A 12,335-nucleotide genomic window follows, 5' to 3' on the forward strand; every position below is an offset into this window, starting at 1 on the left:
GATCGCCTTCGCGCGCGCCGGCACGTGTCCGATGGTCCCGACACGCCCCCCGATACCCCGATACAAGGAGCCACAGGACATGGCCGACTCCAGTTTCGACATCGTCTCGAAGGTCGAGCGGCAGGAGGTCGACAACGCCCTCAACCAGGCCGCCAAGGAGATCTCGCAGCGCTACGACTTCAAGGGCGTCGGCGCCTCGATCTCGTGGTCCGGCGAGAAGATCCTGATGGAGGCGAACTCCGAGGACCGGGTGAAGGCCGTCCTCGACGTCTTCCAGTCCAAGCTGATCAAGCGGGGCATCTCGCTGAAGGCGCTGGAAGCGGGTGAGCCCCAGCTGTCCGGCAAGGAGTACAAGATCTTCGCGGAGATCCAGGAGGGCATCTCCCAGGAGAACGCCAAGAAGGTGGCGAAGATCATCCGCGACGAGGGTCCCAAGGGCATCAAGGCCCAGGTCCAGGGCGACGAGCTGCGGGTCAGCTCCAAGAGCCGTGACGACCTGCAGTCCGTCATCGCCCTGCTGAAGGGCAAGGACTTCGACTTCGCGCTCCAGTTCGTCAACTACCGGTAGGACTTACCGGAGGGTGGGCCCTCGGCCGGAGCCGGGGCCCACCCGTCGTGCGCGCTCAGCGTCGGGAGTGGCCGAACAGCAGTCGGTAGGCGATCAGCAGGACCAGGGAGCCGCCGATCGCGGCCGCCCAGGTGGCGCCGTCGTAGAAGTCCTTGCTGATCGGGTGGTCCAGCCAGCGGGCGGAGATCCAGCCGCCGATGAACGCTCCCGCGACGCCGATGAGGGTCGTGCCGATGAAGCCGCCCGGGTCGCGGCCCGGCAGCAGGAACTTGGCGATGGCGCCGGCCAACAGCCCCAGAACGATCCAGCCGATGATGCTCATGCCGTGAACCTGCCCTTTCGTGCCGTGCCTGTGCCGCGCCCGGGGTGTCGTCTCCGTCACGTGGCTCCCGGCGGCCGCTTACGCGGTTCCTGAGGGGGCACGTGGTGCCGGGCTCGGTCGTCATGCTCTGTTGATCTGGAGGACGCCTCCCGTACGTCCGGTGGTTGCGCTGGTCAGTAGGGTGCGGCTCATGACACAGCCCGTTTCGGACGCCCGTTTGCGGCGCACGCTCGGCGTCGGTGACGCGGTGGTCGTCGGCCTCGGATCGATGGTCGGCGCGGGCATCTTCGCGGCACTGGGGCCCGCGGCGCACGCCGCCGGGTCCGGGCTGCTCCTCGGTCTCGCGCTCGCCGCCGTCGTCGCCTACTGCAACGCCATGTCCTCCGCCCGGCTCGCGGCCCTCTATCCGGCCTCGGGCGGCACCTATGTGTACGGGCGTGAGCGGCTCGGCGCCTTCTGGGGGTATCTGGCCGGCTGGTCCTTCGTCGTCGGGAAGACCGCCTCGTGCGCGGCCATGGCGCTCACCGTCGGGGCGTACGTCTGGCCGGAACAGGCGCACGCCGTGGCCGTGGCCGCCGTGGTGGCGCTGACGGCCGTGAACTACGGCGGCATCCAGAAGTCGGCCTGGCTGACGCGGGCCATCGTCGCCGTCGTGCTGGCGGTCCTCGCCGCCGTGGTCGTCGTGTGCCTCACCTCCGGCCGGTCCGACGCCGGGCGGCTGGACATCGGGGCGTCGGGCGGCGTGGGCGGGGTGTTGCAGGCGGCCGGTCTGCTGTTCTTCGCGTTCGCCGGGTACGCGCGGATCGCGACCCTGGGCGAGGAGGTGCGCGACCCGGCGCGCACCATCCCGCGTGCGATCCCCCTCGCGCTGGGCATCGCGCTCGTGGTGTACGCGGCCGTCGCGGTCGCCGTGCTGTCCGTGCTGGGCTCGGGCGGACTCGGGCAGGCGTCGGCCCCGCTGGCCGAGGCGGTACGGGCGGCCGGGGCACCGGGGCTCGTACCGGTGGTGCGGGTCGGTGCGGCGGTGGCCGCGCTGGGGTCGCTGCTGGCGCTGATCCTGGGGGTCTCCCGCACGACGCTCGCCATGGCTCGGGACCGGCATCTGCCGCGGGTCCTGGCCGCCGTGCACCCCCGGTTCCAGGTGCCGCACCGGGCGGAGCTGGCCGTCGGTGCGGTGGTCGCGGTGCTGGCCGCGACCGTCGACGTCCGGGGCGCGATCGGCTTCTCCTCGTTCGGCGTGCTCGCGTACTACGCGGTCGCCAACGCGTCCGCGTGGACGCTGAGTTCCGCGCCGGTCTCGCGGATCGTGCCCGTCGTGGGGCTCGTCGGCTGCGTCGTCGTGGCGTTCGCGCTGCCCTGGGTGTCGGTGGCGGTGGGCGCCGCCGTACTGGGCGCGGGGGCCGCGGCCTACTTCGTGCGGCGGTGGTGGCACCGGCGCGGCCGCGCCGGTCAGTAGCGTCCGGCGAAGGGCTCGTCCGTGGAGATGATCTCGCGGCCCAAGGGCATCAGGGAGAGCGGGACGAGCTTGAAGTTGGCGATGCCGAACGGGATGCCGATGATCGTGATGCAGAGCGCCAGGCCCGTCAGGATGTGGGTCAGCGCGAGCCACCAGCCCGCCAGGATCAGCCACAGGACGTTGCCGACGCACGAGGGCGCGCCCGCGTCACGGCGCTCGATCGTCGTGTACCCGAAGGGCCACAGGGCGTAGACGCCGATGCGGAACGCGGCGATCCCGAACGGGATGCCGATGATCGTGATGCAGAGGAGGAGTCCCGCGACCACGTAGCCGAGGAAGAGCCAGAAGCCGCTGAGGATGAGCCAGATGATGTTGAGGATCGTCTTCACTGGGGGCGACCTGCCATCTTCTCGAGTCGGGCGATGCGTTCGGCCATGGGCGGGTGGGTGGAGAACATCTTCGAGAAGCCCTGACCGCGCCGGAACGGGTTCGCGATCATCATGTGGCTCGCCGTCTCGATGCGGGGTTCGGGGGGCAGCGGGAGCTGTCTGGTGCCCGCTTCGAGCTTGCGCAGGGCGGCGGCGAGGGCCAGCGGGTCACCGGTCAGCTGGGCGCCCGAGGCGTCCGCCTCGTACTCCCTGGACCGGCTGATCGCGAGCTGGATGAGGCCGGCGGCGAGCGGGCCCAGGATCATGATCAGCAGCATGCCGAGGAGACCGGGGCCGTCATCGTCGTCGGAGCGGCCGATGGGGATCAGCCAGGCGAAGTTGACCAGGAACATGATCACGGAGGCGAGGGCTCCCGCGACCGATGAGATCAGGATGTCGCGGTTGTAGACATGGCTCAACTCGTGGCCGATGACACCGCGCAGCTCCCGTTCGTCGAGGAGGCGGAGGATGCCGTCCGTGCAGCACACGGCCGCGTTGCGTGGGTTGCGGCCCGTCGCGAACGCGTTCGGGGCGTCGGTCGGGGAGATGTACAGGCGGGGCATGGGCTGCCTGGCCTGGGTGGAGAGCTCGCGGACCATGCGGTACAGGGCGGGGGCCTCGAACTCGCTGACCGGGCGGGCGCGCATCGCGCGTAGAGCCAGCTTGTCGCTGTTCCAGTAGGCGTACGCGTTCGTGCCGAGGGCGACGACAACCGCGATGATCAGGCCCGTCCGGCCGAAGAGACTGCCGATGACGATGATGAGTGCGGACAGCCCCCCGAGGAGTACGGCGGTCCTGAGCCCGTTGTGCCGGCGGTGCACGGTACGCCCTCCAAGTCGTGCGGCAGGGGAACCCTTTGCCTGCTGTCGCTGTTGACTCCACCTCTCAGTGGACCCTCCCGTACTGGTCAACGCGAGGCGGAGAGCACTAGTTCCCTTGTGCGCGCGGGCCGGGGCGGGGCCGTCCGGGTGACGGCCGGACGCCTCGGCACGCCCGCGTGTACGGGGCACCGGGTGCCCACGCGTGCGTGCCGGATGCCAGGGGGGTGGCTGTGCCTGTCGGGCCGACCGGCTCTGGAAGGGCTCTAGAAGAGGGCGGTGTCGGCGAAGCGCAGGATCAGCTGGGGGGCTCCGGAGAGGGCGATGCCGACGATTCCGGTGAGGGCGATCGCGAGGGTGAGGGGAGCGGGGACGCGGTGCGGCTCGGGTTCGCCCTCGGGGGCGCGGAACAGCAGCGCGGTCCACTGGAGGTAGTAGAACAGCGCGATCACGACGTTGACGGCCATGACGACGGCGAGCCAGCCGAGGCCCGCGTCGACGGCCACCGAGAAGACGGTGACCTTGGCGAACAGGCCGATGATGCCCGGCGGCAGTCCGGCGAGGCAGAGCAGGAAGAAGCCCAGCAGCAGCGCGGTCAGGGGGCTCGACGCGTAGAGGCCGCGGTAGTCGCTGACGCGGTTGAGGGTCCTGGTGCGGCCGACGAGGGCGGCCACGGCGAAGGCGCCGAGGTTCACGGCCGCGTACATCAGCGCGTAGGCGACGGTGGAGCCGATGGCCCGCTCTGCGTCGTCGGTGTAGGCGGCGGCCGCGATCGGCACCAGGAGGTAGCCGGCCTGGCCGACGGAGGACCAGGCGAGCAGCCGGACCGCGCTGTACGCGCGCGTGGAGCGCTGTCGGAGGGCGCCGACGTTGCCGACGGTCATGGTGAGGGCGGCCAGCGCGGCGAGGGCGGGGCCCCAGACGTCGGCGTACGACGGCAGGGCGACGACGGTGACGAGGATCAGCCCGGAGAAGCCGACCGCCTTGCCGACGACCGACAGGTAGGCGGCCACGGGGAGGGGCGCGCCGACGTAGGTGTCGGGGACCCAGAAGTGGAACGGCACGGCGGCCGTCTTGAAGGCGAAGCCGATGAGGGTGAGGACGACGCCGGTCTGGGTGACGGTGTGGAGCTGGCCGTCGACGTTCTGGACCCGGTCGGCGATCTGGGTGAGATAGAGGGTGCCGGTGGTGGCGTAGACGAAGCTGATGCCGAGGAGGCTGACGGCGGTCGCGGTGACGGACGACAGGAAGAACTTCAGGGCCGCTTCGGAGGACCGCTTGTCGCCGTGGCGGATGCCGACCAGGGCGAACGCGGGCAGCGAGGCGACCTCCAGGGCGACGACGAGGGTGGCGAGGTCGCGGGCGGCGGGCAGGAGGGCGGCGCCCGCGGCGGACGACAGGAGCAGGAACCAGAACTCCCCCGCGGGCAGTTCCCTGTGGTAGTCCTTCAGGGCCGTCATCGACAGCAGGGCGGCGAGGAGGGCGCCGCCGAGCACCATGAACTGGATGACGAGGGTGAAGCGGTCGGCGGTGTAGCTGCACACGTCCGGGCTGCCGCTCAGGCAGAAGGTGGCGCGGTCGCCGTCCAGGAGGGGCACCAGGGCCAGCAGGGACAGGGCGAGGCCCGCCACGGACGTCCAGCCGAGCAGGGTCTTCTTCGTGTCGTCCACGAAGAGGTCCGTGACGAGCACGGCGAGGCCGACGACGGCGGCGATCGTGGGCGGCGCGACGGCGAGCCAGTCGACGGACTGGACGACGGACTCGGCCAGCGGCTGCGTCGGCGCCTGGGCCGCGGTCAGGGCCGTCGTCGGGGCCAGGGAGCTCATCGGGTGCCTCCTGCGAGGAGCTGCTGCACGGCCGGGTCGGTCAGGCCGAGGAGGGCCGCGGGCCAGAGACCGGCGAGAACGGTGAGGGCGACGAGCGGGGTCCAGGCCGCGAACTCGTACGTCTGTACGTCGGCGAGTCGTGGCCCCTCCTGCGGGGCGCCACCCATGCAGACGCGGCGGACCACGATCAGCATGTACGCAGCGGTGAGGAGGGTGCCGAACGCGCCGATCGCCATGAAGGTGAGGAAGGCCGGGCGGCTGAGGTCGTCGGCGGGCCGGAACGCGCCGAACAGGGCGAGCATCTCGCCCCAGAACCCGGCGAGGCCGGGCAGTCCGAGGGAGGCGACGGCGCCGAAGGCGAGCAGGCCGCCGAGGCGCGGCGCCCTGCCGTAGAGGGCGGCGCCGGTCTCCTGCGCCAGGGCGTCGAGGTCGGTGGTGCCGGTGCGGTCCTTGAGGGCGCCGACGAGGAAGAACAGCAGGCCGGTGATGAGGCCGTGGGCGATGTTGGCGAACAGGGCGCCGTTCACGCCGGTCGGGGTCATCGTCGCGATGCCGAGGAGCACGAAGCCCATGTGGCCGACGGAGGAGTACGCGATGAGGCGCTTGAGGTCGCCCTTCGCGCCCGGCCGGGCGAGGGCGAGGCAGGCGAGGGACCCGTAGATGATGCCGACGACCGCGAAGGCGGCGAGGTACGGCGCGAAGGTGCGGAAGCCGTCGGGGGTGATCGGCAGCAGGATGCGGACGAACCCGTAGGTGCCCATCTTCAGCAGGACGCCGGCCAGCAGGACCGAGCCGACGGTCGGGGCGGCGGTGTGGGCGTCCGGCAGCCAGCTGTGCAGCGGCCACATCGGGGTCTTCACCGCGAGCCCGAGCCCGATCGTCAGAACGGCGATGACCTGCACGGATGTGGTCAGTTCGGGGTGATTGTCAGTGGTGAGTGCCACCATGTCGAAGGTGCCCGCCCTGAGTCCGATCAGGAGCAGGCCGAGCAGCATGACCACGGAACCGAGCAGGGTGTAGAGGATGAACTTCCAAGCGGCCTGCGTACGTTGCTCACCGCCCCAGCGGGCGATGAGGAAGTACATCGGGATGAGCACCATCTCGAACGCGAGGAAGAACAGCAGCAGGTCGAGGACGGCGAAGGTCGCGAGGGTGCCGGACTCGAGGACGAGCAGCAGGGCGACGAACGCCTTCGGGGACGGACCCGAGGGCAGCTTGAAGTACGAGTAGAGCGCGCAGAGGAAGGTCAGCAGCGCGGTCAGGACCAGGAGGGGGAGGGAGATGCCGTCGATGCCCAGGTGGATGCGCACGTCGAGTGCGGGGATCCAGCTGATGTCGGTGCTGGCCTGCATCCTCGACGGATGGTCGTGGTCGAAGCCGAGCGCGAGGACGATCGCGGCGATAAGCACGGCACCGGTCACGGTGATGCCGTGGCGGAGCACGGCCTGCTCGGGTGACTTCCCCTTCAGCCCCGGCGGGGCGGGCAGGAGAGCGGCGGCGGCGCCGATGAGCGGGCCGACGACGACGAACGCCAGAAGGACCTGCGTCACGGACTCGTTGATATCGATCACGCCTGCTCACGCTCCCGTGGCGACGAGAAGGGCGGCGACCACCAGGACGACGGTGCCGGCGAGCAGCGCGCTCACATAGGTCTGCACATTGCCGGTCTGCGCCCGCCGTACGGCCGCGCCGAGCAGGCGGGGCAGGGCGCCCGCGCCGTGGACGTAGGTGTCGACGACCTCGCGGTCGAGGAACCGGACGAGTCGCGCGCCGGCCTGCACCGGGCGGACGAACAGGGCCGTGTACACGGCGTCGAGGTGGAAGCCGACGGCGGCGTGGCGGTGCAGCGGGCCGAGCAGCACCCGGGAGGGGTCCGTCGGGTCGGGTGCCGAGGCCACGTCCCCGTAGGCGGGCGCGTGGCTCGCGATGGCCTCCGCCTCGACGGTCGCGGCGTCCGCCTCGGGGTGGGCGGCGACCGCGCCGAGCGGGGTACGGGCCAGGGCCGTGGTGTACCGCCAGGCCGCGTACGTCACGAGTCCGCCGGTGAGGGCGAGGCCGGTGCCGAGGACGGACGTGGTGAGGGTCGGGGCCAGGTCGTCGCCGTCGAACCAGTCGGGGAGGGTGCCGTAGGCGAGTCCGCCGAGGGCCAGGGACGGGACGGCGAGCACCCAGAGGACCACGGTCATGCTGAGCGGCTGGCGGCCGTGGTCGGGGGCTTCGTCGCCCTGGCCGCGGAAGGTGCGCAGCCACAGGCGGGTGGCGTACGCGGCGGTGAGGAGGGCGGTGAGCAGGCCGGCGACAAGGACGGTCCAGCCGGCGGCGCCGGGGATGTGCTCGGTGTGGCCCTCGGCGGCGGACTCGGCGGCGCCGAGGACGGACTCCTTGGAGAAGAAGCCGCTGAAGGGCGGGATCGCGGCGAGGGCGAGGAGCGCCACGGTCATCGTCCAGTAGGCGTCCGGGACGCGGGCGCGGAGGTTGCTCATGCGGGACATGGCGGCCAGGGAGTTGGTGCCGGCGGCGTGGATGATCACGCCGGCGGCGAGGAACAGCAGCGCCTTGAAGGCGCCGTGGGAGATGAGGTGGAAGACGGCGGCGCCGCGGTCGCCGACGGCGAGGGCGCCGGTCATGTAGCCGAGTTGGCCGATCGTCGAGTAGGCGAGGACGCGTTTGATGTCGTCCTGGGCGAGGGCGGCGAGAGCCGAGCCGGCCATGGTGACGGCGGCCATCACGGCGAGGACGACCAGGGCCGCCGCGGAGGCGGTGAAGACCGGGAGGAGGCGGGCGATGAAGTAGACACCGGCGGCGACCATCGTCGCGGCGTGGATCAGCGCGGAGACGGGCGTCGGGCCGGCCATCGCGTCGGGCAGCCAGGTGTGGAGGGGGAACTGCGCGGACTTGCCGGCCACACCGGCCAGGAGCAGCAGGGCGATCAGCGTCGGGTGGTCGAGTCCGCCGTCGGCGACGGTGTCGAGGATCCGGGTGATGCGGAACGACCCGGCGTCCGAGGCGAGCGCGAACAGACCGATCAGGAAGGGGACGTCGCCGAGCTTGGTGACCAGGAACGCCTTGAGGGAGGCGGCGCGGGCCTCCGGGGTCTCCCAGTAGTGGCCGACCAGGAAGTAGGAGCAGATGCCCATGATCTCCCAGCCGACCAGCAGCACCATCAGGTCGCCGGAGTAGACGACGAGGAGCATCGCGGAGGTGAAGAGGGAGACGAGGGCGGCGTACGAGGGGTAGCGGGGGTCGTCGCGCAGATAGCCCGTCGAGTAGATCTGCACGCAGGTGGCGACCAGACCGACCACCAGGGCGACGAGGGCGGCGAAGCCGTCGACGTACAGGGCGAGGTCGATGGGGACCGAGCCGGTGGGGGTGAGTCGCGTGGACGCGACGACCGGGCTGTCGCCGCCCTGGCGCACGGCGACCAGGACGGCCAGGGCGAAGGCCGTGAGGGTCGGGAGTACGGCGAGGGGGCGGACGAAGCCGGGGGCGGTGCGGCCGAGGAGCAGGCCGGCGGCGGCACCGAGGAACGGAAGGAGGGGGACGAGGACGGCGAGGGTGGTCGTGGTCACGCGCTGGCCTCGGCCTTCTCGCTCCGCTCGGGGCGCTCGGCGGTGTCGCGGAGCTTGTCGATGTCGGCGGTGCCGCGGTTGCGGTGGACGGCGAGGACGATGGCCAGGCCGATGCCGATCTCCGCGGCGGCGATGGTGATGGTGAACAGGGTCAGGGCCTGCCCGGAGTGGAGGGTCTCCTCGGCGGCCTTGCTGAGCCAGACGTCGAAGGCGACGAGGTTGAGGTTGACGGCGTTGAGCATCAGCTCGACCGACATCAGGACCAGGATCGCGTTGCGGCGGGCGAGGACGCCGTACAGGCCCGTGCAGAAGAGGAGGGCGGAGAGCACGACGGGGTAGGCGAGGTGCATCAGCGGACCCCTCCCTCGGACGGGTCGGGGGTGGCGGCTGCGGCGGGGGCGGCGGGTGTCTCGGCCGGGGTGGGTGTGTCGGTCGGGGTGGGTGCCGGTTTCGGCACGGCGGTGTCGGCCGCGGCGGGTGCCTTCGCCGGGGCGGTGGCGGGGGCGGGCCCGGTGGCCGGGGTGGTTCCCGTGGCCGCGGTGGGGGTCTTCGGTTCGTCGGGCTCCTGCTTGGCCTTGCGGGAGAGGACGATCGCGCCGACCAGGGCGGCGAGAAGGAGGACGGAGAGGGCCTCGAAGGGGAGGACCCAGTTCTGGAAGAGGCTTTCACCAGTGGCCCTGGTCGAGCCGGCGGCGGGGCCGTCGAGGTCGATCCACGTGGCGCGGAAGGCGTCGACGACGACCCAGACGAGGGCGGCGGCAGCGGCGACGGCCACGGTGAGGGCGGCCCAGCGGTTGCCGGAGTCGGCGTCCGGGGAGCGGCCGATCGGGGCCCTGGTGAGCATCAGCCCGAACAGGAGGAGCACGACGACGGAGCCGACGTAGATGAGGACCTGGACCCAGGCGATGAACTCGGCGGTGAGGAGCAGGTACTCGACGGCGAGACCGCCGAGCGCCACGACCAGCCACAGGGCGGCGTGCACCAGCTGGCGGGTGGTGACGGTGACGATCGCGGCGCCGAGGGTGACGAGGCCGACGAGGAGGAAGGCGATCTCGACGCCGGTCGGGGAGAGGAAGCCGCGGGTCTCGACGGCGGCCAAGGAGGGGTGGTGGTGCGTGGCGGCGAGGGCGACGGCGGTGGTGGCGGTGAGGCTCATGCGTTCTCCTCCCCCGGCCGGTGCTGCTCGGCCTGTTGCGCCCGCTCGCCCGAACCGGCCTGCTCAGCCCGCCCCGCCTGCCCTGCCCGTTCTGCCTGTTCGGTTCGTTCGGCCTGTTCGGCTTGCTGGGTGGCGGCGAGCTTCTCGGCGGTCTTGCGGGCGGCGGCGAGTTCCTTGGGTTCCTCGGCGCCGGGGTCGAGGGCGGGCGGGGCCGGGACGGTCCACATCCACTCGCGGAGTTTGTCGCGCTCGTGGGTGAGTTCGCGGATGTCGGTCTCCGCGTACTCGAACTCGGGCGACCAGAAGAGGGCGTCGAAGGGGCAGACCTCGATGCAGATACCGCAGTACATGCAGAGGGAGAAGTCGATGGCGAAGCGGTCGAGGACGTTGCGGCTGCGCTCACGGCCGCCGGGGGCGGCGGGCGGGACGGTCTCCTTGTGGGAGTCGATGTAGATGCACCAGTCCGGGCACTCCCGGGCGCAGAGCATGCAGACGGTGCAGTTCTCCTCGAAGAGGCCGATGACGCCGCGGGTGCGGGGCGGGAGTTCCGGCTGGGCGTCCGGGTACTGCTCGGTGACCGTCTTCCGCGTCATCGTGCGGAGGGTGACGGCGAGGCCCTTGGCGAGACCACTGCCGGGGATGGGGGCCATGGTTACCGGATCACCACCTTGACGACGCCGGTGAGGGCGATCTGGGCGAGGGACAGGGGGACGAGGAGGGTCCAGGAGAGCTTCTGAAGCTGGTCCTCGCGCAGCCGGGGGTAGGTGACGCGGAGCCAGATGACGATGAAGGCGAGGACGGCGGTCTTCAGCAGGGTCCAGACCCAGCCGAGGCCGTCGGCGCCCCAGGGGCCGTGCCAGCCGCCGAGGAAGAGCACGGTGGTCAGGCCGCACAGGACGACGATGCCGGCGTACTCGGCGAGGAGGAACAGCGCGAAGCGGAGGCCGGTGTACTCGGTGTACGCGCCGAAGATGATCTCCGAGTCGGCGACGGGCATGTCGAAGGGCGGGCGCTGGAGTTCGGCGAGGCCGGCGACGAAGAAGACGATCGCGCCGACGATCTGCCAGGGGAGCCACCACCACTCGAAGGCGTCGAGGATGCCGACGAGGGAGACCGTGCCGGCCGCCATCGCCACCGACGCGGCCGTCAGGAGCATCGGGAGCTCGTAGGCGAGGAGCTGGGCGGCGGTGCGGAGGCCGCCGAGGAGCGAGAACTTGTTCGCGGAGGCCCAGCCGGCCATGAGGGAGCCGAGGACACCGACGCCCATCACGGCGAGGACGAAGAAGATGCCCGCGTCGATGACCTCGCCGACGGCGCCCTCTCCGGGGCCGATGGGGATGGCGAGGAGGACGAGGAGGTACGGGAGGAGGGCGACCGCGGGGGCGAGCTGGAAGATACGGCGGTCCGCGCCGGCCGGGACGACGTCTTCCTTCTGGGCGAACTTCACGCCGTCGGCGACGAGCTGGGCCCAGCCGTGGAAGCCGCCGGCGTACATGGGGCCGAGGCGGCCCTGCATATGGGCCATCACCTTGTGTTCCGTCTGACCGATGATCAGCGGGAAGGTGAGGAAGACGACGAAGACGAGCAGGAGTCGCAGGGCGACGTCGAGGGCGTCGTTCACCGCGGGCCTCCTGCGGGGGGTTCGGGGGTGGTGGGGGGTTCGGGGGTGGGGGAAGGTTCGGCAGCGGGGGTTTCGTCCGCGGTTTCTTCGGCGTGGTCGGCGGTTTCTTCGGCGGGCGTCTCGCTCCCGTCGCCGGGGGTGCGGCCGTCGGGAGTGCCGGGGGACGCGGGCGGCTCCGCCACGGGCTCGGCCTCCGGCTTCGGCTCCGGCGTGAGCTTCGGCTCCGCCACGGGCTCGGCCTCCGGCTTCGGCTCCGGCTCAGGCGTGGGCTCCGGCTCCGGCTCCGGCTCCGGCTCCGGCGTGGGCTTCGGCTCCGTCGGAGCGGGCTCCGCTTCCGGCTTCGGCTCCTCGAAGGCCGGGCGGGCGTGGTGCCACGGGGCGTCGGCGCTGCGGGCAGCGGGGCGTGCGGGGCGGCTCTCCGCCGGGGGCTCGCCGGGGGCGTCGGCCTCCGGGGTGCGCTGGCTCGCCGAGCCGCCGGAGGCGGTACGGTCGCGGCGCGGTGTCGCGGGAGCAGCGGGCGGTGCCTCGGGCGCCGACGCCGACTCGGCGGCGGCCTGACTCGCCGAGCCCT

At 71.8% G+C, this 12,335-nt stretch carries 12 protein-coding genes and 1 pseudogene; 2 read left to right on the forward strand and 11 right to left on the reverse strand.

Annotated elements, in window-relative coordinates; genetic code table 11:
* Positions 1 to 79 precede the first annotated feature (79 nt).
* Positions 80 to 568 carry a YajQ family cyclic di-GMP-binding protein gene (locus SMA5143A_RS29995; protein ID WP_055519719.1) on the forward strand — a complete coding sequence of 163 codons (489 nt, stop codon included), beginning with the start codon at positions 80 to 82 and terminating at the stop codon, positions 566 to 568.
* A 55-nt stretch (positions 569 to 623) separates the two neighbouring features.
* Here the strand turns inward: SMA5143A_RS29995 and SMA5143A_RS30000 are convergent, their stop codons facing one another.
* The gene (locus SMA5143A_RS30000) at positions 624 to 890 is read right to left on the reverse strand and encodes a GlsB/YeaQ/YmgE family stress response membrane protein (RefSeq protein WP_055539388.1); all 267 of its coding nucleotides are present in this window, start codon (positions 888 to 890) and stop codon (positions 624 to 626) included.
* A gap of 190 nt (positions 891 to 1,080) precedes the next feature.
* Between SMA5143A_RS30000 and SMA5143A_RS30005 the strand changes: the two genes are divergently transcribed.
* The gene (locus tag SMA5143A_RS30005) at positions 1,081 to 2,346 is read left to right on the forward strand and encodes an APC family permease (protein ID WP_107465909.1); all 1,266 of its coding nucleotides are present in this window, start codon (positions 1,081 to 1,083) and stop codon (positions 2,344 to 2,346) included.
* Here SMA5143A_RS30005 and SMA5143A_RS30010 read toward each other — a convergent pair.
* From SMA5143A_RS30010 to SMA5143A_RS43495, 10 genes and pseudogenes are all read right to left on the reverse strand, one after another.
* Positions 2,340 to 2,735 (reverse strand): YccF domain-containing protein, encoded by a 396-nt coding sequence (locus tag SMA5143A_RS30010; RefSeq protein ID WP_107465910.1) that lies wholly within the window; start codon positions 2,733 to 2,735, stop codon positions 2,340 to 2,342. The genes SMA5143A_RS30005 and SMA5143A_RS30010 overlap by 7 nt on opposite strands.
* Positions 2,732 to 3,595: a zinc metalloprotease HtpX gene (htpX, locus tag SMA5143A_RS30015; protein ID WP_107465911.1), complete on the reverse strand. Its 864-nt coding sequence runs from the start codon at positions 3,593 to 3,595 to the stop codon at positions 2,732 to 2,734. The genes SMA5143A_RS30010 and htpX overlap by 4 nt, the downstream gene beginning before the upstream one ends.
* Before the next feature lie 263 nt (positions 3,596 to 3,858).
* Positions 3,859 to 5,418, reverse strand: a complete 1,560-nt coding sequence (locus SMA5143A_RS30020) for an NADH-quinone oxidoreductase subunit N (protein WP_107465912.1) — start codon at positions 5,416 to 5,418, stop codon at positions 3,859 to 3,861.
* On the reverse strand, positions 5,415 to 6,989 hold the full coding sequence (locus tag SMA5143A_RS30025) for a complex I subunit 4 family protein (protein WP_107465913.1): 1,575 nt from the start codon (positions 6,987 to 6,989) through the stop codon (positions 5,415 to 5,417). Before SMA5143A_RS30025 ends, SMA5143A_RS30020 begins: the two co-directional genes overlap by 4 nt.
* Before the next feature lie 6 nt (positions 6,990 to 6,995).
* Complete coding sequence (locus SMA5143A_RS30030; RefSeq protein ID WP_107465914.1) at positions 6,996 to 8,987, reverse strand: NADH-quinone oxidoreductase subunit 5 family protein; 1,992 nt, start codon at positions 8,985 to 8,987, stop codon at positions 6,996 to 6,998.
* The gene (gene nuoK, locus SMA5143A_RS30035; protein WP_055716154.1) at positions 8,984 to 9,337 is read right to left on the reverse strand and encodes an NADH-quinone oxidoreductase subunit NuoK; all 354 of its coding nucleotides are present in this window, start codon (positions 9,335 to 9,337) and stop codon (positions 8,984 to 8,986) included. Before nuoK ends, SMA5143A_RS30030 begins: the two co-directional genes overlap by 4 nt.
* Positions 9,337 to 10,143 (reverse strand): NADH-quinone oxidoreductase subunit J family protein, encoded by an 807-nt coding sequence (locus SMA5143A_RS30040; protein WP_258193808.1) that lies wholly within the window; start codon positions 10,141 to 10,143, stop codon positions 9,337 to 9,339. The genes nuoK and SMA5143A_RS30040 overlap by 1 nt, the downstream gene beginning before the upstream one ends.
* The gene (locus SMA5143A_RS30045; RefSeq protein ID WP_107465915.1) at positions 10,140 to 10,793 is read right to left on the reverse strand and encodes a NuoI/complex I 23 kDa subunit family protein; all 654 of its coding nucleotides are present in this window, start codon (positions 10,791 to 10,793) and stop codon (positions 10,140 to 10,142) included. Before SMA5143A_RS30045 ends, SMA5143A_RS30040 begins: the two co-directional genes overlap by 4 nt.
* 2 nt (positions 10,794 to 10,795) lie before the next feature.
* A complete protein-coding gene (locus tag SMA5143A_RS30050) occupies positions 10,796 to 11,764 on the reverse strand; it encodes a complex I subunit 1/NuoH family protein (protein WP_055716151.1) in 969 nt (322 codons plus the stop codon).
* Positions 11,761 to 12,335, reverse strand: a pseudogene (locus SMA5143A_RS43495) (NADH-quinone oxidoreductase subunit C); the annotation flags it as partial. The pseudogene SMA5143A_RS43495 and the gene SMA5143A_RS30050, both read right to left, overlap by 4 nt.

Origin of the sequence: Streptomyces sp. MA5143a (genome assembly GCF_900290235.1) — a bacterium.
Taxonomy (GTDB): Bacteria; Actinomycetota; Actinomycetes; order Streptomycetales; family Streptomycetaceae; genus Streptomyces.